A 24148-nucleotide genomic window follows, 5' to 3' on the forward strand; every position below is an offset into this window, starting at 1 on the left:
CCCCGGCAGGGGCCCCCACCCCGACGGCCACCGGGACACGGGGCACCTGGCAACAAAGGCAACCGCAGGCTGGCCCCAAGGCACCGCCGCAGGCTACCTCGCAGACGACGCCCCACCCCCGGGAAGCGTCCGCCTCCAGCTCAACGCCCTCCAGGCCCTCTGCCGCCAGGCCTTCGCCGTACGCCTCGCGGCCATCGCGATAGGCGCCCCCTTCGCGATGACGAACGCCACGGACGGCCCACCCCGCTACACGGTCCTGGCCGCAGCCGTACTGGGAGTCATGGGCTCGTACGCCATGCTCAGGGACTGGGACCGCTTCGGCCCCCGGCTCCTCGCCCATCCGACCCTGATGGCGGTGGACCTCACCTTCGGCGCGATCCTGCTCCTCACCGCGTCCCCGGCGTCCCCGCTGGCGTACGCGACGGTCTGCACCCCGCTCCTGGCGGGCCTGCTGTACGGCTGGCGCGGCTCAGGAGTCTTCACGGGCCTGCAACTGATCGTCCTCCTGACCGTGTTCAGAGCCTGGGAACACCGCCCGGGAGCCGGCGCCAACACCCTCCTCATCGCGGGCTTCTGTATCGGCGCCGGCATCATCGGCGTAACCCTCCGCAACCTGATGTTCCGCTTCGGTACGGCCAGCCAGGCGCTGGCCGAGGCGACCTCCCGCCTCGCCGTGGCGGAGGCGGTGGAGTCCGAACGGGCCCGGCTGGCCCGCGAGATGCACGACTCGGTGGCGAAGACGCTGCACGGTCTGGCCCTGGCGGCCGAGGCGCTGGCCGCTTCGGCGGACGGGTCGGACCCGCACACGCTCAAACGCCAGGCGACGGTGGTGGCGGGCGCGGCGCGCAGAGCGGCGACGGAGTCACGCGTACTCCTCTCGGACCTGCGCCGCCACACGGATCTGACCACCCCCGAAAGGGATGTGCTCTCCGAACTGGCGGCCCGTGCGACGGAGTTCGAGTCCCGCACCCACATCCCCACCACTCTGATCCACCAGGGCGACCACCCCACCCTCCCCCGCACCACGGCCCACCACGTCCTGGAGATCGTGTCCGAGGCCCTGGAGAACGCACACCGCCACGCGAACGCCACGCGGGTCACGGTGGAACTGAACGTCTCCGACACCGAGTTCACGGTGCGGGTCCAGGACGACGGCGTGGGCCTCCCACCCACGGTGACCCTGACCGAGGCGACGAAAACCGGCCACTTCGGCCTGCTGGGCATGACGGAACGAGCCGCTTCCCTGGGCGGACGTATCCACCTGAACCCTTCCCCCCAAGGGGGCGCCGAGGTAGCCGTCTCCGTCCCCCTCGCCCACCCCCGCGCACCCTCCACTCCCCACACCCCCCAAGAGGAGGCCGCACATGCCTGACCAGGCACTTACCGGCCCGCCCCTGCGTGTACTCGTGGCAGACGACAACCCGGTTGTCCGGGCCGGCCTGACCGCACTGCTCGGCGGCCACCCGGACATCGAGGTCGTCGCGGCGGCGGCGGACGGTGACGAGGCCCTCGCCTCCGCCACCCGTCTCACCCCGGACGTCGTCCTCCTCGACGTCCGCATGCCCGGCACGGACGGACTGACCGCACTGCCTGAACTGGCCCGCCTGGCCCCCGTGATGATGTTGACGTACAGCAGCGAACCCGAGGTCGTGGCGGAGGCGCTGCGCCGGGGCGCGTCCGGTTACCTGATCCACGGCGGGTTCACGGCCGCCGAACTGATCGCGGCGGTGCGAGACGTGCGCCACGGGCGGCCAACTGTCATGAATTCGCTCGGAGTTTCGTACGAACCGAACGAAAACTCTTCGCACCTGCAATCATTTATGACACAGTCGTCAAAGGCTCGACCCGTACATGCGGCGGGACTCCACCGCCGCGCCCCCAACCAGCCCGACTTCGGCCTGAGTTCAAGGGAGGTGGAGGTGATGGACCTCATCGCGGCCGGCATGAACAACCGCCAGATCGCCGCCACCTGCTTCATCAGCGAGAAGACCGTCAAGAACCACATCAATCGCATCTTCGCAAAGCTGCACAGTTCCTCACGCAGCGAAGCGATCGCCCACTGGCTGGGCACGGCCCACGAGGGGTGGACCCGATGACTCCACCCACGAGAACGAGAAGTTGGGCCCCTGGGCCCACCCGGAGTGAGGGTGTTCTCACGTACGGTGCTCGGGTTGGTGGTGGCGTCGGGTGGGAGGGCAGGGGTCATGGTGGCGAAGAACTGGAAGCTGAGGGCGACGGTTCGCGTGGAAACCTGGGCGAGTACGGTCTCCGGCCGGATGCGGGGGCGGGGGCGGGACGGTGGGGCCGGGTTTGTGGAGTATGCGGGGTTGATGATCATTATTGCGGGGATCTTCACGATGATCGACGGACTGGGCCTGGATGGCGCGATCTCAGGAGCGATCATGAACGCGGTCAACAACGTCATCGGCGGCTGACCCCCATACGCCTTCTGAGCGATCAAGGGCAGACTCTCCCGATCTACATCTGGCTGACGGGGATTCTGCTCTTCGCCGCGTTCGCCTTCTTCGCATTCGCCCAAGCAGCGTCCGCCCGCAATGGCGCTCAATCTGCGGCGGACGCTGCGGCGTTGGCGGCAGCACAGGATGCCCGCGACGAGCTGATCGACGGCCTGACGGGCGCCATCGGCCAGGACGGCAACTGGCTGGACTGGCTCGACGGTACCCAGAACCCTCCGGGGGCGGGGGCGACCGCCGCAGCTCAGCAGTTGGCCGCCGAGAATGATTCGACCCTGCAGGGCAACGCGCAATTCGTCACGCGGAACGGCTTTCCCGGGTATCGGGCCGACATCGAGACCAACTACACGGTCGGCAAGTCGATCATTCCCGGTACGGAGACCAAGCGGGCCAAGGCCCATGCCATCGCCGTCATCCAGCCGCGCTGTGATTTCAATCTGGACGCGGATCCCGAGAAGCCCGTCGAACTGAACTGTGACGGCGACATCGTGAACATCGACCCCGGAGACTTCAACCCGGACGACCTTCCGGACGCGTCCGTGCTGTTCTCCGTGCACCTGGCCGAGTGAGAGGAAGCCGTACCGATGGACTTTCGGCACACCATGAAGGGCCGCGGGGCGCTGAGCGCGGTGGCGATCACGACTGGGTTGCTCCTCACGGTGGCCGGCTGTGGAGGGGGAGGTGACGGGAGCGACAAGGGAGCCTCGTCTCCGTCGACCGCTACGAAAAGCAGCAGTGACGGCGGCAAAACGGAATCAAAAGCACCGGAGTCGGGCGCGGTGCTCGCCGAGGTCAAGGGTGAGAACGGCCTGGTGCTCACTGTCACTTCCGCCAAGCGCGACGAGGGAGGGTTCGTCACCGTCGAGGGAACGGTCACGAACAACACGAGCACCCTCTGGGTCGCGGCGAACTGGCGCGGTGATGAAAGCGAGTTGGCCAAGAACGGCGGGTCAATCGCTGGCGCCAGCCTGATCGACCAAAAGGGCAAGAAGAAGTACCTCATCCTGCGGGACACCTCGGGGCGCTGCCTGTGCACACAGTTCACCGGCGGCGTTCGCCAGGGCGCGACCGCCCAGTGGTTCGCCCAATTCCCAGCTCCACCCGCCGACACCACCAAGGTCGACTTCCAAGTCGGCTCCATGCCCCCCGCCTCCATCGAAATCTCCGAGGGCGAGTGACTCATGGCCCTCCCACGCCGTACCACCGCGACGACGTTCACGGCCCTGGCCGTGCTGGTCACGCTCGGCCTCCCGAGCCCGGCGTACGCGGATGGCGAGGACCCGAGCGCACCCCCGGGCAGCGTGACGACATCCCCACCCCCCGAAGTGGACGCCAACAGCCCCGGCCTGAAACTCGCCGACGGCGCCACGCTCGCTCCGGCCAAGGTCCTGGACATCAAGTCAGTAGTAGAGGACTTGGGCGGCGAGGAACGCCGCGAGGACACGAACTCGGACGTCACCTTCGCCCTGCAGGCCGAGGTCCTCTTCCCCAAGGACAGCTCGAAACTGAACCCCGACGCCCGTTCCCGTATCCAGGCGATCGCGGACGAGATCAAGGCCCAGAACGCGACGACGGTCAGAGTCTTCGGCTTCACCGACAACCTCGGCTCGTACGCCCACGGCCTGACCCTCTCCAAGAAGCGCGCGGAGGCGGTCCACGACCAACTGGCCTCCGCACTCGGCTCGACGGACATCACCTTCGAGGTACGCGGCTACAGCGAGGACTACCCGATCGCGGACAACACCTCGGAGCAGGGCCGCCGCAAGAACCGCCGGGTCGAGGTGACGTTCCCACGCGGGGCATCAAGCGGCGACTCCTCGGGAACCCAGAGCTGATACGGACAGAGGGTGAAGCACAAAAGGGATCGGATCGAAGCCGCTCGCGGAAGCAGCCGGAGGCCGAGTCGCTGCAAGCCCGTGACTCCCTGCATGCCCGTGTCAATGTCGTGAAGGAGCCGGGTTGGACGGGCTGAGGGAGTAAGAGTTCCAGGAGCGCGCGGGCGAGCTCTGGCCTGTTACTCGCTTCACGGAGGCCCCGCACCTGCTGAGTCCGTGGCTCACCCGGTGGACGCGCTCATACCCGACCGCCCATGTCAGGCCTCCACGCCAGGCACCTCATGCGTCCCCCAACGCCCGTCGAATCGTGGCGATCATCGTCCTCGGGGAGTGGAAAACCTCCTCTGCCGTGAACCGCAGTGTGACCCGTACCTCGGCGCACTGCTGAAGCTCGTTGAAGCGGATGACGTCGCGGCGGTGGTCCTCTCGGCGGCCGTGATAGGCGTACCCCTCGATCTCGACGACGACGCCCTCCGCCCGGAACAGGAAGTCGGGGCGCAGGACGCGCCCGGTGGAGGTGACCGCCTCGGCCTGTGTTTCGGGGTGCAGGCCGGCGTCGTACATGCGCAGTCGGGCCACCGTGTCCGCCGGCGAGCCGGACGCCGGGTCGGCGAGCGCGAGCCAGTCCCGGGCCCGGACGGTACCGCGCGTCCGATGCGCAAGGGCGGTGGTGACCGCGTCGAGGCGGGTGAGCGGCGCCCGGCGGATCCGCTGGTCGCCCACCCCGACCGTGCGGCCGCCGAGCGCCGAGTCGACGGCTACTAGGGCTTCGTCCCGCGGACCCGAAAGCAACAGGTCGGCCAAAGTGCGGTCGACGTTCGTGATCCGTAGCCCGCCCCGCTCGACCACGTCCGTGGCGGGCAGCGCACTGCGATGGACCCGCAGACCCTTCCGCTTCCTCAGCCCGTCCGGATCGGTGAACTCCGCCTCCACCCGAAGCAGTTCGATCCGCCACAGCCAGGCCGCCGCCCGGTGACTCACGACGATCTCCGGCGCGGTGAGCTGCACCGCCCTGAGCTGCGTCCGGAGATCCGCCGCCACCCTCGGCTCCGCCCAGGCTCCCTCGCCGAGCGCCGTCCACCCCTCCTCCCTCAGGCATCGATAGAGAGAGGTCCGCGACCACCCCTCGGCCGCAGCCCACGACGTGAGCAACAGCCCGCCAACTGCCACATCCCGCAACTCCCGCACCCCCCAACCCTCCCGCACCCCACCCCGCCGTGGGATGCCTGTGGATAACCCCCGCGAGGGGCGTTAAGTGTCCTTTGAGTCCCAGGCGTCCGATGGCGTCAGGCGACTGACCTGCGGATACAAGAAGCCTGGTGATGAAGTCCTGGGACTGCGCGCCCAGTTGCCCTTACTCTTCGGTGGCCCTGGGCCGATCAGAGGAGGTGGTCGGCCTTCCCCGCCTTGATGTCCCGGATGAGGGTGGTCAGCGCCTCGCGGGTGTCCGTGAGGTAGCGGTCCTCCTGGCCGGCGACGGCGATGTAGGCGTTGCCGTTGGTGTCGGTGCCTATGCGGAAGCAGTTGTTGCCCTCCGCGCAGAAGGGCTCTTCCCAGGTGATCTCTGGCATGGGGGCTGTCCTCAAAGTTGGTGGGCGATGTTGTGGATGAGGTCGCGCGATTCCTGCGGGGTGAGGGTGTGGGCGTGCCACCAGTCCATGTGTGCCCGGTACTTGGCGAGCTGCGCTTCGGCGTGAGTGAACTCCCCGCCATGGGCGGAGTCCAATTGCACGGTATCCAGTCGTGGGACCGCGCCCTCCGCGTACAAGACGGCGTGTCCCGCGCCCGGAAAGGCACCGGCCTCGATCGGGAGGATGCGTAGCTCGACGTTCTCCCGCTCGGACATCTCGCAGAGGTGCTGGAGCTGCTCCCGCGCGGTACGGAGTCCGCCGAACTGCATATGCAAGGCCCACTCGTGCACGTAGGCGACGTACTCACCGGGGTGGTCGCGATCCAGTACCTGCTGTCGCTGCATCCGCTGTACGACGCGTAGCTCGACCTCGGACTTCGGCAGCGGCGGTAGCGCGGAGTCGAAGACGGCGCGGGAGTACCCACTCAGTTGGAGCAGGCCAGGTACGTGAACGGTCTGGTAAGAGCGCAGTCGTCGGGCGAACCACTCCAACTCGGCGACATCCAGGAGTCCTTGGGGCAGGGTGCCTCTGAACTGCTCCCACCAGCCACGCTTGCGGTAGTCGGCCATGTCGACCAGTGCGTCGATGTAGGCCTGGTCCGCGCAGTCGTAGTTGCTGGCGAGTATCCGGATGCGCTCCGGTGACGTCGTGCGGATGCCCGTCTCCATGTTGGAGACCTTCGTGCGTTCCACTCCGAGCAGTCCTGCGGCGTACTCCGTGGTCAGCCCGGCCGCGAGCCGCATCTTGCGCAGCTCGGCCCCGAGGCGCTTCTGACGCTCCGTCGGCGTGACCCGTGTCGGCATCGGCACCTTCCTCCCCACTTGGTGCCGCTCAGTCTGCCCGCTGCGTGTCGCACAGGTCCACTTAGGTGGAGGCAATGTACTCAAGCGGGTGGCACACGTGCCACCTACTCCTCTACGGTGAGTGACGCAACGCTTACGCACGACGCAGTCGGAAGCGCATCGCGCGAGCCTGCCCGCAGCCTCCTGCCCTGGGAGGGGTGGGCTGCGCCAGGGAGACAGGCACACCGGTCGTGCGGTCACGTCACGTCATTTCCTCACTTCGCGTCACGTCACTTCGCGTCACGTCACTTCGCGTCACGTCATGCGTGTCACTTCGTGCCGCTCTCAATACCCCCACACCATCAGGGAGTTGCCCATGCCCGGAATCGTCACCGCATGCCTGGTCACCGCCGAAGCTCGCCCCACTCCGCCCGACCCGGAGACACTCGCGTACAGCTTCACCTTCCCTGCCAGCTGCACCACCCCGCGCATCGCCCGCGCCGCAACCCGTACGATCCTGCGGGCGCACGGCCTGTCCGACATCACGGACGCTGCGGTCCAGACGGTGTCCGAACTGGCCGCCTGTGCCTGCCAGTTCACGCCCGCCACCGAGGTGTACGTATCTCTGCGCTACCGGGACGGAGCCCTCCGCGTGATCCTCTATGACGGCCACCCCCGCCATACGAACCCCCGCCTCGCGGCGGCCTGTGACACCCGCCGCCGCGCGGCCCTCCGCGTCCTGGCCTGCGTCGTACGGGCCTGTGACGGTGACTGGGGTTTCGGCGAGGCCCGCGAACCGGGCGGTGGCACGCGCATGTGGGCCGTGCTGCCTCGTGGGGGTGCGCGGGGCTATGACGAGTCGGACGACACTCGTGGGTGACATCGGCGGGGATACGGGGCCCTCTGCCCATGCGCCTGCCTACGGTTTCGGCGTGATCGAGTCGTACGTGATCGAGCTGGAGCCTGAAGTGCGGCTCCGCCCGGTCGGCGCATCATCCTGTTGACGGTCTTCAGGAAGACCACGATGCGGGAGGCAGCCGAGGTCAAGCGCGCCAAGCAGGCGAAGGTACTGTGCGAGGCGGAGCATGGTCCCGCACACGAGGAGTTCACTCGCGATTTCCGGGAGGAGTTGTGAACCACACCCACTGGAAGCTGACGCGCGAGCGGAAGGCCATGGAGGGGTACGTCGAGCCCCCGGAGGTAGTCGCCGAGCGTGAGCAGATCCGGCTGGCGCACGACCTGGGACAGTTGGTGTACGACCGTCGGGTGGCTCTGGGGCTGACGCGGTCCGGACTCGGTGAGCGACTTGGAATGACCTCCGGCGATGTGGAGGCAATCGAGCTCGGCGGAATGCTGCCGGTCACCGCCGATCTCCTGGTCCGACTGGCGACCGCGCTGGAAGTCACCTTGGATGTGCATGTGGTGTCCGGCGGGCACAACACGGTGGCGTTCGGGGAGCATGCGGCGTAGCTGAGGAAGTGGGGCCTGTTGTGGGGGTGCCGGTGCCCGGAGTCGTGGAGCGGGCGTGGGCCGCCCGCTTCTTGGGCAGTGTCGTGCTTCCGCGTGCCGAGTAAACGGCGCTCCCTGCGGTCGCGTAGGCTGCGCCGATTCCGCTGCGCTCCACCCTTGACTCGGCCCGCTCCAGCGCGGGAGAGAAGCGAGCGGGTGGCCGGGGGAACGTGGGGGCCCGGGTGGGCCTGCGTTGCCCGGGGTTCGGCAGTGGCCGGTGAGGGTGGAGCGCGGTCGCGTCTCGCCGGGCGGGCTTGGCGGCGAGCGGCCGGTCGGGGAAGGCTCGCCTTCGGCGAGCAGGAGCAGTCGTGCGGTCGCGTGCGGCCGTACAGGGGTGAATGGCAGATCTGTGCCGACTTGGGTCAAGCCAGGACTGGGCTCCGTGGCAGGGGAGTGGCACGAAGTTGCCAATCATCGGACGTGGCAGGGGCTGGGTGACCTCTCCAGGGAAATCCGTCGGGTGTGAGGCCCGGGGCGGCGGCACGGGCTTAGCGACACGGGTGCTCGCGTCCTGGTCGGGCGGAGACGGTGATGTCACCATGCCCCCGGGAAGGCCCGCGAACGACCCCGGTGAGGTCCGTGATGAGGAAGATCGTGCTGATGATGTCGGTTTCCCTCGACGGGTTCATCGAGGGGCCCGATCGGGATATCGGCTGGCACATGGTCGATGAGGAGTTGCACCGGCACTTCAATGAGGAGATCCGGCAGTTCGGTGCTCTGCTGAGCGGGCGGGTGACGTACGAGCTGATGGCGGGGTTCTGGCCGACGGCCGACAAGGATCCGGAGAGTACGCCGTCGGTGGTGGAGTTCGCCCGGATCTGGCGGAACATGCCCAAGGTGGTGTTCTCGCGGACGCTGAAGCGGGCCGAGTGGCACACCACCATCGTGCGGGAGGTCGTGCCGGAGGAGATCCGGGCGCTCAAGGAGCAGCCGGGCGGGGATCTGGGCCTCGGCGGGGCCGATCTCGCGGGCGCGTTCATGCGGCATGACTTGGTCGATGAGTTTCGGGTGTACGTCCATCCCGTACTCATCGGACGTGGCAAGCCCCTGTTCCCGGAGGCGGACGGCCTGACGCGGCTGAATCTGGTCGGGACACGGGCTTTCGGCAACGGTGTCGTACTGCTGCGGTATGAGCGTGCCAACGATGGGGGTGCGTAAAGCAGTTGTCCGTGGGGCGGGCGGTCGGTAGGAAGGCCGCATGACTGGACTCGGTGTTGTGTTCCGGCCTCAGCTGCCTCCCGAACGACTGCGTGCCCTGGCGGGCGTGGCGGAGGACGCGGGCCTCGAGGAGTTGTGGCTGTGGGAGGACTGCTTCCTCGAAGGGGGGATCTCGGCCGCGGCGGCCGCCCTCGCCTGGACCGAACGGGTACGCGTCGGAGTGGGGCTGCTGCCCGTACCGCTGCGGAACGTCGCCGTCACCGCGATGGAGGCCGCCACGCTGCACCGGCTGTTCCCGGGACGCGCCATCCTGGGCGTCGGCCACGGCGTGCAGGACTGGATGGGGCAGGTCGGGGCGCGGGCCGAGTCGCCCGTGACGCTGTTGCGTGAGTACCTCGACGCGCTGCGCGCGCTGCTGCGGGGGGAGCGCGTCAGTACGGACGGGCGGTATGTGAAGCTCGACGGCGTCGCGCTCGACTGGCCGCCGGCAGGGGCGACGGAGGTGCTGGCCGGGGCCACCGGGCCGCGCTCGCTGCGGCTGTCCGGCGAGGCCGCGGACGGCACCATCCTGACCGCCTCCACCGCGCTGGAAGGGGTACGGCTGGCTCGCCAACTCATCGACCAGGGGCGGGAGTTGGCTGGAAGGACCGACCGGCACCGGGTGGTCGTCTACCTCCACACCGCGACGGGACCCGACGCCGCCGCCCGGCTGCGCACCGAGATCGAGGCCAACGGCGAGAAGCCCGTTCCGGAACACGGAGTCGCCGGTGACGCGGGCGCGGTCGCCGAGGCCGTCCAGCGCCTCGCGGACGCGGGGGCCGACACCGTCGTCCTCCAGCCCACCGCCGACGAACCGGATCCCGAAGGGTTCGTGCGCTTCGCGGCCGAGGAAGTACGGCCCCTGGTCGCCTAGGTCGCCCTGGTCGCCCAGTTCGCGCAACGCCGACGCCGATTGTCAGTGCCCACTGCCACACTCGCTGAGCATGAGTCTGAATGACGACGTGCCCCTGAATGACGGCGTGCCGATGAAAGACGACGTGCGCCTGCGGGACGTGGACGAAGCCGATCTGGAGGCGTTCTACGAGCAGCAGCTGGACCCGGAGGCGGTGCGGCGGTCGAGGTTTCCCTCCCGGGAGCGGGAGGCCTTCATGACCCACTGGGTCGAGAGGATCCTCGGCGACAGCACCGTCTTCGTCCAGGCGGTGATCGTGGACGGCGAGCCGGCCGGCAACATCGTCGCGTGGTGGGAGGGCCAACAGCGCTTCATCGGGTACTGGTTCGGGCGCCCCTACTGGGGGCGGGGCATCGGCACCAAGGCCCTCGCCCTCTTCCTGCGCCTCGAGAAGAACCGGCCCCTGTACGCCGATCCCTTCGTCGGCAACACCGGCTCGGTCCGCCTCCTGGAGAAGCACGGCTTCCAGCACGCGGGGACGGTCCGACACGGCGACGACGAGCACGCCATGCTCGTACTCAACCCGTGACCACGCCCACCGTCCCCGCCCTGTGGCGGCTCCCCTTCGAACTCGCCTGGGAGGCCTTCCGAGCCGGAAGCCGCCCCATCGGCGCCGCGCTCCTGGACGGAGACGGCCAGGTGGTCGCCACCGGCCGCAACCGCAGCCAGGAATCCACCGCCCCGCCCGGCCAACTGGTCGGAACCGCGATCGCCCACGCCGAAATCAACGCCCTCGCGCAGCTCCCCGCGGGCCGCCGCTACGAGAACCACCGCCTCTACACCACCCTCGAACCCTGCCTCCTGTGCAGCAGCGCCCTCATCCACGCGCACGTCCGCCATGTCGTGTACGCCGCCTCCGACGCGTACTGGACAGGCATCGAGAACGTGCCGGGTGTCGGGGGCCGGATCGGCGCTCGCTGGGCTCGTCGCGAAGGCCCGGTGGACGGGCCGCTCGCCGTGTTCAGCGAGTTGCTCATGAACCTCTGGGCCCTGCTGCACAGCCCGGCCGAGGCCGGGATCCAGGGCGGCGGAGCCGTCTCCACCGCCCTGGCCCGCCGCTGTCTGACCGTCGACGGCCTCCTCGACGCCCCCACGGCGGAGGCCGCGTACCAGCGAGTGCTCCCGCACCTGACTCACCCCGGGCGGTGATCCCCCGCACCCCCGTCGATCAGCTCCCGCACGATGTCCATGTGCCCCGCGTGCCGTGCCGTCTCCTCGACCATGCGGATCAGGACCCAGCGCAGGGAGACCGTCGTGCCGTTCCAGGACGTGCCCAGGTCGTCCAGGGACAGCTCCGAGACGGCGCGGTCGGCGGCGGCGCGGGCGCGGGCGTAGAACTCGACGATCTGCGCGGTGGTCTCGTCCGGGCCCGCGCTCATGTCCTCCTCGGTGGCCGGATCGAACCACAGCGGCTCGACCTCGCGCCCGAAGGTCGAGCAGAACCAGCCGTACTCGACGGAGGCGAGATGCTTCACCAGGCCCAGCAGATTCGTGCCGGACGGGGTCATCGGACGCCGCATCTGCTCGTCGTCCAGGCCCTCCAGCTTCCAGAGCACCGCATCCCGATGCCGGTCGAGACTCGCGTGCAGACTTTCCTTCTCGCCACCGGTGTAGGGCACCCGCCTGGCCCCGGGATTGCTCGTCATGCCCGGAACGTAGCAGCGGCCACTGACAACGCCGACCGAGGGGAACCGTGGGGAACCATGGGGAACCGAGGGAAAATGCCTCGCCTCCCCACGCAGCCGTTGAGAAGATCCCCTGTGTGACCGCCACCCGCATTTTCGAAGACCTCGTCGCCGAAGCCGCGGCCGTGTCCGTCGAAGGCTGGGATTTCTCCTGGTTCGAGGGACGGGCCACCGAGGAGAGGCCCTCGTGGGGGTACGCGCGGGCGATGGGTGAGCGGCTGGCCCGCGCGTCCGCCGCGCTCGACATCCAGACCGGCGGGGGTGAAGTCCTCGCGTCCGCCCCGAAGTTGCCCCCGCTCACCGCCGCCACCGAGGGCTGGCCTCCGAACGTCGCCAAGGCCGCCGCCCTGCTCCACCCGCGCGGCGCCGTGGTCGTCGCCTCCCCTCAGGACGCCCCGCTGCCCTTCGCGGCCGAGGCCTTCGACCTGGTCACCAGCCGGCACCCCGTCCACACGTACTGGGACGAGGTCGCCCGCGTGCTGCGCCCCGGCGGCAGTTTCTTTTCCCAGCAGGTCGGTCCGGCGAGCGCCTTCGAGGTCGTGGAGTACTTCCTGGGACCGCAGCCGGAGGAAGCCAGGAACGGCCGTCACCCCGACCGTGCCCGCGCCGCCGCCGGGGCCGCCGGGCTCGACATCGTCGACCTCCGCTCGGAGCGGCTCCGCATCGAGTTCTTCGACATCGGAGCCGTCGTCCACTTCCTGCGCAAGGTGATCTGGATGGTCCCCGGCTTCACCGTCGACCAGTACCTGCCCCAACTCCGCGCCCTGCACGAGCAGATCGAGGCGAAGGGCCCCTTCGTCGCCCACAGCACCCGCTTCCTGATCGAGGCGCGCAAGCCGTAACGCGCAAGCCGTCAAGCCGTAGCGGGCGATCCGCCAAGCCGTAGCGGGCGAGCCGTGGAAGTCGTAGCGGGCGCCGGTTCAGGCATGCGCTCCCGCCGTCACCTTCCCGATCACCAACTCCGCCCTCGCCTCCAGCACTTCACCCACCCGCTCCACCTGCCCGGCCAACTGCCGCTCCCGCGCGGCCGTCAGCCGTCCCAGCGGCTCGACCGTGACCGTCGTACGCCGCCCCCTGCGCCGCTGGTGCCAGACCCCGGCGACCACGCCGTCGACCAGCAGCACCGGGTAGTTCCCGGCCTGCCCGCCGGCGAGGGCACGCTGGTACGCCTCCCCGGGGAACAGCACCTCACGCGGCTGGGCGGCAATGGCGTACGCGTCGAAATACGGGAGCAGCCGCACCCCGCGCACCGGCGCCCCCGGAAACTCCGTGTCGCCCGCCGCCACCCACGCGGGGCCGCCCTCGAAATCGACCTCCTCGATCTCACCCGCGCCGGCCAGCGAGGTGAAGAGGTCAAGAGTCCAACCCCGGGGAGCCGCCGCCCACTTGGCGAACTGCGGCGCAGTCGCCGGTCCGTACGCGCGCAGATAACGCCGTACGAGCGTCGAGAGCCCCTCGTCCGCGGCGAGCGGCTCGAACCGCGGAGGCCGCGTGTACGTCACCTGGCGTCCCCGGTTCGGGCCGAAGCACAGCGCGCCCTGCCGGCCCGCCCGGTGCATCACCTGCCGCCAGCGCGGCCACATGGTCTGGAACGCGGGCATCACCAGGTCCCCGGCCCACGGCCCGGTGCGCGCCACCACCGCGTCGCTCAGCTCGTCGAGGGTCAGGTACGCGCCGTCAAGGGCGGCACCGATCGCCGCCACCACCTCGTCCGCCTGCGCCTCGGTGAGCCGGACGTCCGGCGGGAACGGGTTCGGCCCGGCCGGGACCGCCGTCAACGCGGCCGTCCAGAAGGGCAGTTCGGAGGTGGGGAGCAGATGCAGGGTGCCTCGGGGGCCGTACGTCTTCATCAGCGAGCGGTGCTCCCACAGTGCCGCGCGTACGTCCGCCCGCGTCACCCCCTCGGCCCGCACCCCCACCGACACCTCGGCCGCCGACAGCACCTGCGCATGCGCGCCGAGCATCGCGCCTACCACCTCGGCGAGCGGCGCGCCGGTCCGTGCCGGAACGGTCAGGAACTGCCGTTCCATTCGCCGAGCGGTCGCCTCGTCCCATGTGATCCTCAAGGTCATGGGGCGACGCTAGAACCGAATGAGGCCGGATCCTGTCCTCTGCATCGCACTGCTGCTGCTCGGCGAATGGGGTGATCGTCACACGCGGGAACTGATTGACCGAAAACATGCCGATGCGGGCCGGTCCGCGTGAGATGCCGGTCCGTATGGCGGACGCATGTCGGGCGACTTCACGGGGTTTCCACATCGTTATCGGGGGCGTCTCGCCTCGACTGACCGCCTCACGTAAGTTCAGACCAAGGTAATTCGCGTGAGCAAAGCTGCGCGTGTGGTGCCGCGCAGTGGAGGGGGCTGCGCGGTGCTGCGCCCACTTCCTGACGCGACGTCACGCGTCCCGGACCGCGACCCGCACCCCACGCCGTACGCCCCACCGCCTCATCGTCCCGGCCTCCGCCTCCAGGACGTGCCGGGCCCGCGGGCGCGGCAGCCCCACCCGGCCCGGACGCATCGTCCGCACCGCCAGGACCCGCAACTGGCGGTCCAGGTAGGCCACGTCGACGGCGAACCGCATCCCCAGCGTGTGCACCGCGTTCGCCGGACTCAGCAGCAGTGCGCCCTCGATCCCGTCGCGCCCGAGCAGCCCGCGCCGCCGAGCCCGCGCCGACTCGGCGAGTTCCAGTGGCACCGGCTCGGATGTCTCCTGCGTGGTGAACGTGGCCATGGCTGCGAAGTTAGCGGCGGCGTCAAGCGCGCGTCCGCCACGCGCGTCACCCACCTGGAGTACACCGGGGCGAGTCGCCGAGGGGATCGCAGCAGGGAGCAAACCCTCTGGATCTCCCTGGATCCTCCGCGTTTCCCTTTGAATCCGCTGTGATTCGGCCATGATCAGGCCCTGAATCGGGGCTTCCGGGCCCACCGTGGCGTCGTCGGCCGGTTTCGGAGAGTAGTTGTGGCACGCCGATGCACGCAGCATCACTTACGAAGGGTTATGGTGGAAACCCCCCCTCGGGCCGGTCCGTCTCCCCCCCACGGACCGGCCCGTTTTTTGTGCCCGCACGCGGCGCCCCGATGGGCGCCCCCGTGCGCCCCCGGCCCACGGGCACCGCGGCCCCGGTGACTCAGCGCCGTCCGGCCCAGATGTTCGTCCCCGGCGTCGACACCGCGAACGTGTCGATTTCCTTCAGCTCCTCGTCCGTGAGCTTCGGCGCGGACAGCGCCGCCACGTTCTCCTCCAGCTGCGCCACGCTGGACGCGCCGATGAGGGCGGAGGTCATCCGCTCGTCGCGCAGCACCCAGGTGAGCGCGAGCTGGGCGAGGGACTGGCCGCGGCGGGCCGCGATGTCGTTCAGCCCGTTCAGCCGGCGGACGACCTCGTCGCTCAGCAGGTTCGGGTCGAGTGACTTGCCCTGCGTGGCGCGCGAGCCCTCCGGGATGCCCTTGAGGTACTTGCCGGTCAGCAGGCCCTGCGCGAGCGGCACGAAGGAGATGCAGCCCATGCCGGCCGCCTCCAGCGTGTCGAGCAGGCCTCCCCCAGACTCCGTCCGGGGGGACCCCCATCTCGCTTCGCTCCCCTCGGTCCAGCGGTTGATCATCGAGTACGAGGGCTGGTGGATGAGCGGACGGACGCCCATCCCGGTGAGGATCCGGGCCGCCTCGGCGGTCTGCTCGCTGGTGTACGAGGACACGCCCACGTACAGCGCCTTGCCCTGCTGGACCGCGGACGCGAGCGCGCCCATCGTCTCCTCCAGCGGGGTGTCCGGATCGAAGCGGTGCGAGTAGAAGATGTCCACGTAGTCGACGCCCATCCGCTTCAGGGACGCGTCGAGGGACGACAGCAGGTACTTGCGGGAGCCCCACTCGCCGTACGGGCCGGGGTGCATGAGGTAGCCCGCCTTGGTCGAGATGACCAGTTCATCCCGGTATGGCGCGAAGTCCTCCTTGAGGAGCTTGCCGAAGTTGAGCTCCGCGGAGCCGGGCGGCGGCCCGTAGTTGTTCGCCAGGTCGAAGTGGGTGACGCCCAGGTCGAAGGCGCGGCGCAGGATGGCGCGCTGGGAGTCCAGCGAGCGGTCGTCGCCGAAGTTGTGCCACAGGCCGAGCGAGACGGCGGGCAGCTTCAGACCGCTGCGGCCCGTGCGCCGGTATTCCATCGAGTCGTACCGCTCCGTTGCGGCGCGGTATACAGACATGTCGTTCATGCATACGAAGCTACGTGAGCCCACTGACACCCCACAGCCAGGGCTCAGCCGGGGCTCCGGGGGTGTCCCCCCGGGGCGACTCGGCACGGGGGTAGGCTTCGCCCCCGGGGACCGCCATACACACGGAGGGGCTGACAACACGTGAACCTGCGCGACAACCTGCGCCGTCTGCTGGTCAGGTTCTATGCACGCAGGGTGGAAGGCCACCTCGACCACGACCAGGTGCCCAAGCACATCGGCGTCATCATGGACGGCAACCGGCGCTGGGCGAAGGCGGCGGGCTCCACCACCGCCCAGGGTCACCGGGCCGGAGCCGACAAGATCGAGGAGTTCCTCGGCTGGTGCTCCGAGACCGACGTCGGGGTCGTCACCCTCTGGCTGCTGTCGACGGACAACTTCGATCGCCCCGCGGACGAGCTCGTCCCGCTGCTCGGCATCATCGAGGGCGTCGTCCAGACCCTCGCCGCCGACGGCCGCTGGCGCGTGCACCACGTGGGCACGCCGGACATCCTGCCCGCGCAGATGCAGACGGTCCTCAAGGAGGCCGAGGAGACCACCGCGCACGTCGACGGGATACTCGTCAACGTCGCCATCGGCTACGGCGGCCGCCAGGAGATCGCCGACGCGGTGCGCTCGATGCTCCTGGACGCCCACGACAAGGGCACCTCGATCGAGGCCCTCGCCGACACCGTCGACGTCGACCTCATCGGCAAGCACCTCTACACCGGTGACCAGCCCGACCCGGACCTGGTGATCCGGACGAGCGGCGAACAGCGGCTGTCCGGATTCATGCTCTGGCAGACGGCCCACTCCGAGTACTACTTCTGCGAAGTCTTCTGGCCGGCCTTCCGCAAGGTCGACTTCCTGCGCGCCCTGCGTGACTACGCGGCGCGACACCGCCGTTACGGCGGCTGACACACCTCTTTTTGAGGCTCGGTTCGCCTCCGGGGCGCAGAAGCCTGTGTCGAGAGGCCGACCGTGCTCAGCCCTCCTTCGTCGGGCCTCCGCGCGCTCGGCCTCTCGACACAGGCGCGCTCCTTCGGCTCACTCGCCGGTAGGTCACCGGCGCCCAGGGACGTACCAGCTCACTGGCCGGTAGGTCACCGGTGCCCAGGGGACGTACCGGCTCACTCGCCGCTACTCCACCGGCACTCCACCGGCACCCCGGGGACGTACGTCATCAGGAGTTAACGAACGCGCCGTCATATGCCGTGGCATGGCGTGGCCTGTTCGAGGGCATAAGCCTTCCAGGTCGATGCCCGAACCACGGGTGTCGTATCTCAGCGGACGGCACGGGGCCGTCCGCCCGGGAGGCCCTTTGCACCAGCCCGACCGTGCGGTCAGTACGGACGAGACGGAGGGCCGGTTTTCGGCCCGCGCATCGCGGCCGGGACCGGTCCAGCTCCTCTCCGTCGCTCCCCGACCTCATCCGAGGGGGTACGTCCTTCCGTGGTGACCAGCACAAAGCGCCGTATGCCAGACCGGCGCACCTATGTTCTCGACACCAGCGTCCTGCTGGCCGACCCGAACGCTCTGAACCGCTTCGACGAGCACGAGGTCGTGCTCCCGATCGTCGTGGTCACGGAGCTGGAGGCCAAACGGCACCATCCCGAACTCGGCTACTTCGCCCGGCAGGCCCTGCGCCTGCTCGACGAATTCCGGGTGCGGTTCGGCCGCCTCGATGCCCCCATTCCGATCGGGGACCTCGGCGGGACCGTACGTGTCGAGCTCAACCACTCGGACCCCAGCGTGCTGCCCAGCGGCTACCGCCTGGGGGACAACGACTCCCGCATCCTCGCGGTCGCCCGCAATCTGCAGGCCGAGGGGTACGACGTCACGGTCGTGTCGAAGGACCTGCCGCTCAGGATCAAGGCCTCGTCCGTCGGACTCCTCGCCGAGGAGTACCGCGCGGAACTCGCCATCACGGGCTCCTCCGGCTGGACCGGAATGTCCGAACTGACCCTCGCGGGCGAGCAGGTGGACATCCTCTTCGAGGAAGGGCACGCATACGTCCCCGAGGCCGCCGACCTCCCCGTGCACACGGGTCTGACGATCCAGTCCGAGCGCGGCAAGGCGCTGGGCCGGGTCACGTCCGAGGGCAACGTCCGGCTCGTACGTGGCGACCGGGAGGCCTTCGGCATCAAGGGCCGCAGCGCCGAGCAGCGCATCGCGCTCGATCTGCTGCTCGACCCCGACATCGGGATCGTGTCGATGGGCGGCCGGGCCGGCACCGGCAAGTCGGCGCTCGCGCTCTGCGCGGGTCTGGAGGCCGTGCTCGAGCGGCGCCAGCACCAGAAGGTGATGGTCTTCCGGCCGCTGTACGCGGTGGGCGGGCAGGAGCTCGGCTATCTGCCCGGCTCCGAGTCCGAGAAGATGAGCCCCTGGGCGCAGGCGGTCTTCGACACGCTGTCGGCCGTCACCTCGCGGGAGGTCATCGAAGAGGTCACCGCGCGCGGCATGCTGGAGGTCCTGCCGCTCACCCACATCCGCGGCCGCTCCCTCCACGACGCCTTCGTGATCGTGGACGAGGCACAGTCGCTGGAACGGAATGTGCTGCTGACCGTTCTGTCCCGAATCGGCGCCAATTCGCGGGTTGTCCTCACCCATGACGTGGCACAAAGGGACAATCTGCGCGTCGGCCGGTACGACGGAGTGGTCGCCGTCGTCGAGAAGTTGAAGGGACATCCGCTCTTCGCGCACGTGACCCTGAACCGGTCCGAGAGGTCCCAGATTGCTGCCCTTGTGACCGAAATGCTGGAGGACGGGCAGATCTGACCCCGCCTGGCCCGGTTGGTCAAAGGGTGGCGGGTACACGGTAGTTGGCGCCGTCCGGCAAAGGCGAAGAGCCTAGCCGGGCGGCGTCTTGGCGTGTGCTCGTTTCCGGAAAACTGTCGGGGCAAACGAGGTGTGAGCTTTCACACGCAACTCAGAATTGCCTTGCGGCGTCGGGTTACGGCAGAGTCTCACTCCTGTCAGGCCCCGCATACGACACATCTGTACCCCCAGCGGTACGGCACCACAGGAACATCAGAACTCCATAAAGCCGTCGTATGCCGCCCGCGCACCACGCGGCGCTCCCCTCGCGGGAGTTGCCCACCGGGCCCGCGCCTCCCGTGACCCCGCAGTTGGGAGGCCAGCGCCAGGGGCACGATTGCGTCCGCGAGGGTCACCTAAGCGGGCGATGCTGGAAGGAAATCGTGTGAGCCGGATTTCGGTCCGGGGATTCGCAGTGGCCTCGGCCACCGCGGTCACCGCTGTCGGAAGCGTCGTCGGAGTTGCCTCGGGCAGCACCGCCCAGCCGAACGATGCCGAGGCGACGGCAAGCGACTCGACCCTCCTCGCGGACATACCCGCGGGCCAGCAGGCCCAGGTACAGACCGCGTCCCTGACGCAGCAGGCCGACGCGCAGGCCATCGCCGCCGACGCGAGCGCCAAGAAGGACGCGGAGGCGGCTGCCCGCAAGCAGGCGGCCGAGGACGCGGTCGCCAAGCAGAAGGCGGCGGAGAAGGCCGAGAAGGAAGCCAAGGCGCGCAAGGCGGCCGAGGAAGCGGCCAGCCGCTCCGCGACGCGTGACGCCTCCAGCTTCTCCGTGAAGAGTTCGTACTCCGTCGCGCAGATCCAGGCGATGGCGCGGCAGATGGTGCCGAGCGGCCAGTTCCAGTGCTTCAGCAACATCGTGGACCACGAGTCCAGCTGGAACTACCACGCGGTCAACGCCTCTTCCGGTGCCTACGGTCTCTTCCAGGCCCTGCCCGGCTCCAAGATGTCGTCGGTCGCCTCCGACTGGCAGACGAACCCGGCCACCCAGATCCAGTGGGGCCTCAACTACATGAACAGCCGGTACGGCAGTCCGTGTGAGGCCTGGACGTTCTGGCAGGCCAACAACTGGTACTGAGCCGCACGCCGTTCGTCGGCCGCTCAACCTTCTGAAGCCCCTCACCGTCATAAGGTGAGGGGCTTCGGCCATGTACGGTCGGAACCGACGACTCCGGGGGGAGTGGTGGGGAGCAACGGGGGAAAAGGACGGATCATGTCGCGAGTGCCAGGGTGGCTCGGTCGGCTCGGCGCCGGACTGACCGAGTTGGGGGAGCGGTTGGACAAGCGCCGCGCCGAGGTGGAGAAGGAGTCGCAGGGCTCCCTCGGCTCGGACGAGGCGTCCGACGCGCCGCCCCCCGCCGACACGCCGCCCCCTGCCGAGTCACCGGATGTGCGGAAGGCCCCGGCGGACTCCGAAGCGGCGGCGCCCACGCCCGAGACGCCTCCCGGGCCGGTATCCGCCGCTCCCGCGTACGCGGCCGTCATGGGCCCGCGCCCCGACCCCACCCTGGCCGTGCCGTGGGGTGTGCGGGTCGCGGCCGAGGCCGGCTGGCGGCTGCTCGTACTCGCGGGCACCGTCTGGGTGTTGATGCGTGTCATCAGCGCCGTACAACTCGTGGTGCTGGCCTTCGTGGCCGCGCTGCTCATCACCGCGCTGTTGCAGCCGACGGTGGCCCGCCTGCAGCGTTACGGGTTTCCGCGCGGGCTCGCCACCGCGCTCACCGCGATCCTGGGCTTCGTCGTCATGGGGCTCGTCGGCTGGTTCGTGGTCTGGCAGGTCCAGGAGAACATCGACAGCCTCTCCAACCAGATCCAGGACGGCATCGACGAGTTGCGCAAGTGGCTCCTCAAGGGCCCGTTCCATGTGACGGACAAGCAGATCAACGAGATCGCCAAGAACCTGCGCGAGGCGATCGGCGCGAACACGGATCAGATCACGTCGGCGGGCCTCCAGGGCGTGACGGTCATCGTCGAAGCGCTGACCGGCATCCTGCTCACGATGTTCTCCACGCTGTTCCTGCTGTACGACGGCAAGCGGATCTGGGAGTGGACGCTGAAGCTGGTGCCCGCGGCCGCCCGGCAGGGGGTCGCGGGGGCGGGGCCGCGGGCCTGGCGCACGCTGACGGCGTATGTGCGCGGCACGGTGATAGTCGCCTTGATCGACGCGATCTTCATCGGCCTGGGCATCTACTTCCTGGACGTGCCCATGGCCGTCCCGCTGGCCGTGTTCATCTTCCTCTTCTCCTTCATCCCGCTGGTGGGCGCGGTCGCGTCGGGCGCCCTGGCGGTGGTCGTGGCGCTGGTCACCCAGGGCGTGTTCACGGCGGTGATGACGCTGGTGGTGGTCCTCGCGGTCCAGCAGATCGAGGGCCACATCCTGCAGCCGTTCATCCTCGGCCGGGCGGTCCGGGTCCATCCGCTGGCGGTGGTGCTGTCGGTCGCGGCCGGCGGCATGATCGCCGGGATCGGCGGCGCGGTCGTCGCCGTACCGCTCGTGGCGGTCACCAACACCGTCGTCGGCTATCTGCGCTCCTACGCACAGGAGGCGGCGCTGCGTCAGTCCCCGGCACCGCACGGGGCGACCGCGACGGCCATCGCCCCGACGCGGCTGACGCCCGCCGGTGCCTCGCCGTCGGCCTCCCGGCCGGACGACGGACAGTAGCCCTCGCGCCGGTGGACCGAAGGGGCCGTGCGGCGAGCGGAAAGCGCTCACCGTCGGGTGCCTTCCAGGGAGAGTTCACTGGTCACAGCGGTGCGGGCGCGCTCGGCGGGGCATCACGCCCCGGCCGCCACTGCGCATACGCGACAGGGCCCGCCGGCATGCCGGCGGGCCCTGTCGGTTGAGATCTCGGTGAGGATCAGACCTCGGCGAGAATCGCCTCGGCGTCCAGCGTGACGCCGACGGCCTCGATCACCGAGGCGATCTTGAACGCCTCCTGGATGACCTCGCGGTCGACGCCCGCCTTGCGCAGCACCTGCTCGTGCGAGTCGAGGCACATGCCGCAGCCGTTGATGGCGGAGACGGCGAACGACCACAGCTCGAAGTCGACCTTGTCGACCCCGGGGTTGCCGATGACGTTCATCCGCAGACCGGCGCGCAGTGTCCCGTACTCGTGGTCCGAGAGCAGGTGGCGCGTGCGGTAGAAGACGTTGTTCATCGCCATGATGGCGGCGGCCGACTTGGCGGCGGTGTACGCCTCGGGCGACAGGTTCGCCTTGGCCTCCGGCGCCAGCTCACGCAGCACGCGCGGCGAGCGGGACGCGATCGCGCACGCCAGCACGGTGCCCCACAACTGCTGCTGCGGCAGGTCGGAGTTGCCGATGACCGAGCCCAGGTTCAGGCGCAGGTCCTTGGCGTAGTCCGGTATGGCGGACTTCAGTGTGTCGAGTGCCATGGAAGGTCACTCACCGGCCAGCAGCGCGACCGGGTCAAGGGTGTTCTCGCCCTTGGTCCAGTTGCACGGGCACAGCTCGTCCGTCTGCAGGGCGTCCAGGACCCGCAGGACCTCCTTGGGGTTACGGCCGACGGAGCCGGCGGTCACCATGGAGAACTGGATCTCGTTGTTCTGGTCGACGATGAACACGGCGCGCTTGGCGAAGCCGTCCTCGCCCTCGATGCCGAGGTCACGCATGAGCTCGTGCTTCGAGTCGGCCAGCATCGGGAAGGGCAGGTCACGCAGGTCGTCGTGATCCTTGCGCCAGGCGTGGTGCACGAACTCGGAGTCGCCGGAGAAGCCGAGCACCTGGGCGTCACGGTCGGCGAACTCGTCGTTCAGCTTGCCGAAGGCGGCGATCTCGGTCGGGCACACGAAGGTGAAGTCCTTGGGCCAGGCGAAGATGACCTTCCACTGACCCTCGTAGGTCTTGTGGTTGATCTGCTGGAACTCGTTGCCCTTCTCCAGCGAGACACAAGCGGTCAGATCGAACTCGGGGAACTTGTCACCGACAGTGAGCACGCGCTCTCCTTGCAGCGTGGGAACACCCTTTTTGGGGGCGTTTCCCAGGGGTTGGACGACGTCGATGTTGGCACAGGCTGCATTGATTAGTGAAATAGCTACACTCGGTCGTGTTGATCGGTTGCAACTATCAGTGACTACGAGTAAGAGGTGTGGCCATGGCGAGCCCCATGGGCAAGGCGAGCTCCAAGGGGAACGGGCGCCGCCAGCCCAGCCTCGCCCAGCTGCGTGCCTTCGCCGCCGTGGCCGAGCATCTGCACTTCCGTGACGCGGCCGCCGCGATCGGCATGAGCCAGCCCGCGCTGTCGGGCGCGGTGTCGGCCCTGGAGGAGACGCTCGGGGTGACCCTGCTGGAGCGTACGACCCGCAAGGTGCTCCTCTCGCCCGCCGGCGAGCGTCTCGCCGTACGCGCGAAGGCGGTCCTCGACGAGGTCGGGGCGCTGATGGAGGAGGCGGAGGCGGTACGGGCCCCGTTCACCGGAGCCCTGCGGCTCGGCGTGATCCCCACCGTCGCGCCCTACCTGCTGCCCACCGTCCTCAAGTTGGTCCACGACCGCTACCCGGACCTCGACCTCCAGGTCCACGAGGAGCAGACGGCGAACCTGCTGGAGGGGCTCGCGGTCGGACGGCTCGACCTGCTGCTGCTCGCCGTGCCGCTCGGCGTGCCCACAGTCGTCGAACTCCCGCTGTTCGACGAGGACTTCGTGCTCGTCACGCCGCTGGACCACTGGCTGGGCGGGCGGGAGGGGATCCCGCGCGAGGCGCTGCGGGAGCTGAATCTGCTGCTGCTGGACGAGGGGCACTGTCTGCGGGATCAGGCGCTGGACATCTGCCGGGAGGCCGGGCGCGCGGACGCGCCCGTCACCACCACCGCCGCCGGGCTGTCCACCCTCGTCCAACTCGTCGCCGGTGGGCTCGGCGTGACCCTTCTGCCGCGCACCGCCGTCAAGGTGGAGACGACCCGCAGCAACCAGCTGCTCACCGGGTACTTCGCGGATCCGGCGCCGACGCGGCGTATCGCACTGGCGATGCGCGCGGGCGCGGCGCGGGGCGCCGAGTACGAGGAACTGGCCGCAGCGCTCCGCGAAGCGCTGCGGCCGTTGCCGGTCAGGGTCCTCTGAGTTATTCGATACGCAGCCCGG

27 protein-coding genes and 1 pseudogene are annotated in these 24148 nt (G+C 69.2%); 19 read left to right on the forward strand and 9 right to left on the reverse strand.

Features of this window, described 5'->3' with window-relative positions:
• The first annotated feature begins 46 nt into the window (after positions 1-46).
• The 6 genes from ACZ4WS_RS06560 (at position 47) to ACZ4WS_RS06585 (ending at position 4309) form a co-directional block, all read left to right on the forward strand.
• Positions 47-1372 carry a sensor histidine kinase gene (locus tag ACZ4WS_RS06560; RefSeq protein ID WP_467978329.1) on the forward strand — a complete coding sequence of 442 codons (1326 nt, stop codon included), beginning with the start codon at positions 47-49 and terminating at the stop codon, positions 1370-1372.
• The gene (locus tag ACZ4WS_RS06565) at positions 1365-2096 is read left to right on the forward strand and encodes a response regulator (protein ID WP_467977756.1); all 732 of its coding nucleotides are present in this window, start codon (positions 1365-1367) and stop codon (positions 2094-2096) included. Before ACZ4WS_RS06560 ends, ACZ4WS_RS06565 begins: the two co-directional genes overlap by 8 nt.
• Before the next feature lie 108 nt (positions 2097-2204).
• On the forward strand, positions 2205-2435 hold the full coding sequence (locus ACZ4WS_RS06570; RefSeq protein ID WP_467978361.1) for a hypothetical protein: 231 nt from the start codon (positions 2205-2207) through the stop codon (positions 2433-2435).
• Positions 2436-2476: 41 nt separating this feature from the next.
• The gene (locus tag ACZ4WS_RS06575) at positions 2477-3043 is read left to right on the forward strand and encodes a pilus assembly protein TadG-related protein (protein ID WP_467978330.1); all 567 of its coding nucleotides are present in this window, start codon (positions 2477-2479) and stop codon (positions 3041-3043) included.
• Between the two features lie 15 nt (positions 3044-3058).
• Positions 3059-3652: a hypothetical protein gene (locus ACZ4WS_RS06580; protein ID WP_467977757.1), complete on the forward strand. Its 594-nt coding sequence runs from the start codon at positions 3059-3061 to the stop codon at positions 3650-3652.
• A gap of 3 nt (positions 3653-3655) precedes the next feature.
• Positions 3656-4309: an OmpA family protein gene (locus ACZ4WS_RS06585; RefSeq protein WP_467977759.1), complete on the forward strand. Its 654-nt coding sequence runs from the start codon at positions 3656-3658 to the stop codon at positions 4307-4309.
• Positions 4310-4588: 279 nt separating this feature from the next.
• Here ACZ4WS_RS06585 and ACZ4WS_RS06590 read toward each other — a convergent pair whose 3' ends face one another.
• The 3 genes from ACZ4WS_RS06590 to ACZ4WS_RS06600 all read right to left on the reverse strand — a co-directional run bounded on the left by ACZ4WS_RS06590 (position 4589) and on the right by ACZ4WS_RS06600 (position 6743).
• Complete coding sequence (locus ACZ4WS_RS06590) at positions 4589-5350, reverse strand: hypothetical protein (protein ID WP_467977761.1); 762 nt, start codon at positions 5348-5350, stop codon at positions 4589-4591.
• 338 nt (positions 5351-5688) lie between these two features.
• Positions 5689-5880 (reverse strand): hypothetical protein, encoded by a 192-nt coding sequence (locus ACZ4WS_RS06595; RefSeq protein WP_467977763.1) that lies wholly within the window; start codon positions 5878-5880, stop codon positions 5689-5691.
• A gap of 11 nt (positions 5881-5891) precedes the next feature.
• A complete protein-coding gene (locus ACZ4WS_RS06600) occupies positions 5892-6743 on the reverse strand; it encodes a helix-turn-helix domain-containing protein (RefSeq protein WP_467977764.1) in 852 nt (283 codons plus the stop codon).
• A 355-nt stretch (positions 6744-7098) separates the two neighbouring features.
• Between ACZ4WS_RS06600 and ACZ4WS_RS06605 the strand changes: the two genes are divergently transcribed.
• From ACZ4WS_RS06605 to ACZ4WS_RS06635, 7 genes and pseudogenes are all read left to right on the forward strand, one after another.
• Positions 7099-7602, forward strand: coding sequence for an ATP-binding protein (locus ACZ4WS_RS06605; protein ID WP_467977765.1), 504 nt, complete (start codon positions 7099-7101; stop codon positions 7600-7602).
• Positions 7603-7701: 99 nt separating this feature from the next.
• Positions 7702-7857 (forward strand): annotated as a pseudogene (locus ACZ4WS_RS06610) (type II toxin-antitoxin system RelE/ParE family toxin); the annotation flags it as partial.
• A complete protein-coding gene (locus ACZ4WS_RS06615; protein WP_467977766.1) occupies positions 7854-8192 on the forward strand; it encodes a helix-turn-helix domain-containing protein in 339 nt (112 codons plus the stop codon). The pseudogene ACZ4WS_RS06610 and the gene ACZ4WS_RS06615, both read left to right, overlap by 4 nt.
• Positions 8193-8813: 621 nt before the next feature.
• Positions 8814-9389: a dihydrofolate reductase family protein gene (locus ACZ4WS_RS06620; protein WP_467977768.1), complete on the forward strand. Its 576-nt coding sequence runs from the start codon at positions 8814-8816 to the stop codon at positions 9387-9389.
• A 40-nt stretch (positions 9390-9429) separates the two neighbouring features.
• Positions 9430-10302, forward strand: coding sequence for an LLM class flavin-dependent oxidoreductase (locus ACZ4WS_RS06625; protein ID WP_467977770.1), 873 nt, complete (start codon positions 9430-9432; stop codon positions 10300-10302).
• A gap of 70 nt (positions 10303-10372) precedes the next feature.
• Positions 10373-10870, forward strand: a complete 498-nt coding sequence (locus tag ACZ4WS_RS06630) for a GNAT family N-acetyltransferase (protein WP_467977772.1) — start codon at positions 10373-10375, stop codon at positions 10868-10870.
• Complete coding sequence (locus ACZ4WS_RS06635; protein ID WP_467977774.1) at positions 10867-11490, forward strand: nucleoside deaminase; 624 nt, start codon at positions 10867-10869, stop codon at positions 11488-11490. Before ACZ4WS_RS06630 ends, ACZ4WS_RS06635 begins: the two co-directional genes overlap by 4 nt.
• Here the strand turns inward: ACZ4WS_RS06635 and ACZ4WS_RS06640 are convergent.
• Positions 11475-11987: a DinB family protein gene (locus ACZ4WS_RS06640; protein ID WP_467977775.1), complete on the reverse strand. Its 513-nt coding sequence runs from the start codon at positions 11985-11987 to the stop codon at positions 11475-11477. The two genes, ACZ4WS_RS06635 and ACZ4WS_RS06640, sit on opposite strands and share 16 nt — an antisense overlap.
• Positions 11988-12103: 116 nt before the next feature.
• Here ACZ4WS_RS06640 and ACZ4WS_RS06645 point away from each other — a divergent pair, with 116 nt between their 5' ends.
• Entirely contained in the window at positions 12104-12868 is a 765-nt protein-coding gene (locus ACZ4WS_RS06645; protein ID WP_467977777.1) for a class I SAM-dependent methyltransferase, read from the forward strand.
• Positions 12869-12946: 78 nt separating this feature from the next.
• Here the strand turns inward: ACZ4WS_RS06645 and ACZ4WS_RS06650 are convergent, their stop codons facing one another.
• From ACZ4WS_RS06650 to mgrA, 3 genes are all read right to left on the reverse strand, one after another.
• Positions 12947-14098: a winged helix DNA-binding domain-containing protein gene (locus ACZ4WS_RS06650; protein WP_467977779.1), complete on the reverse strand. Its 1152-nt coding sequence runs from the start codon at positions 14096-14098 to the stop codon at positions 12947-12949.
• A gap of 325 nt (positions 14099-14423) precedes the next feature.
• Positions 14424-14759 carry a DUF192 domain-containing protein gene (locus ACZ4WS_RS06655; protein ID WP_467977781.1) on the reverse strand — a complete coding sequence of 112 codons (336 nt, stop codon included), beginning with the start codon at positions 14757-14759 and terminating at the stop codon, positions 14424-14426.
• A 397-nt stretch (positions 14760-15156) separates the two neighbouring features.
• Positions 15157-16233, reverse strand: coding sequence for an L-glyceraldehyde 3-phosphate reductase (gene mgrA, locus ACZ4WS_RS06660; RefSeq protein ID WP_467977782.1), 1077 nt, complete (start codon positions 16231-16233; stop codon positions 15157-15159).
• 141 nt (positions 16234-16374) lie between these two features.
• Here mgrA and ACZ4WS_RS06665 point away from each other — a divergent pair, with 141 nt between their 5' ends.
• From ACZ4WS_RS06665 to ACZ4WS_RS06680, 4 genes are all read left to right on the forward strand, one after another.
• The gene (locus ACZ4WS_RS06665; protein ID WP_467977784.1) at positions 16375-17148 is read left to right on the forward strand and encodes an isoprenyl transferase; all 774 of its coding nucleotides are present in this window, start codon (positions 16375-16377) and stop codon (positions 17146-17148) included.
• A gap of 534 nt (positions 17149-17682) precedes the next feature.
• Positions 17683-19008 (forward strand): PhoH family protein, encoded by a 1326-nt coding sequence (locus ACZ4WS_RS06670; RefSeq protein ID WP_467977786.1) that lies wholly within the window; start codon positions 17683-17685, stop codon positions 19006-19008.
• A 424-nt stretch (positions 19009-19432) separates the two neighbouring features.
• The gene (locus ACZ4WS_RS06675) at positions 19433-20128 is read left to right on the forward strand and encodes an aggregation-promoting factor C-terminal-like domain-containing protein (RefSeq protein ID WP_467977787.1); all 696 of its coding nucleotides are present in this window, start codon (positions 19433-19435) and stop codon (positions 20126-20128) included.
• Between the two features lie 135 nt (positions 20129-20263).
• Positions 20264-21712 (forward strand): AI-2E family transporter, encoded by a 1449-nt coding sequence (locus ACZ4WS_RS06680; RefSeq protein ID WP_467977789.1) that lies wholly within the window; start codon positions 20264-20266, stop codon positions 21710-21712.
• Positions 21713-21908: 196 nt separating this feature from the next.
• On the opposite strand, the gene ACZ4WS_RS06685 is transcribed toward ACZ4WS_RS06680, so the two are convergent.
• Positions 21909-22445 carry an alkyl hydroperoxide reductase gene (locus ACZ4WS_RS06685; protein WP_467977791.1) on the reverse strand — a complete coding sequence of 179 codons (537 nt, stop codon included), beginning with the start codon at positions 22443-22445 and terminating at the stop codon, positions 21909-21911.
• A 6-nt stretch (positions 22446-22451) separates the two neighbouring features.
• Entirely contained in the window at positions 22452-23006 is a 555-nt protein-coding gene (locus ACZ4WS_RS06690; protein ID WP_467977793.1) for a peroxiredoxin, read from the reverse strand.
• A 158-nt stretch (positions 23007-23164) separates the two neighbouring features.
• Here ACZ4WS_RS06690 and ACZ4WS_RS06695 point away from each other — a divergent pair, with 158 nt between their 5' ends.
• Positions 23165-24127 carry a LysR substrate-binding domain-containing protein gene (locus ACZ4WS_RS06695; RefSeq protein ID WP_467977795.1) on the forward strand — a complete coding sequence of 321 codons (963 nt, stop codon included), beginning with the start codon at positions 23165-23167 and terminating at the stop codon, positions 24125-24127.
• Positions 24128-24148 lie beyond the last annotated feature (21 nt).

It is taken from the genome of Streptomyces sp. NPDC029292, from assembly GCF_055569295.1.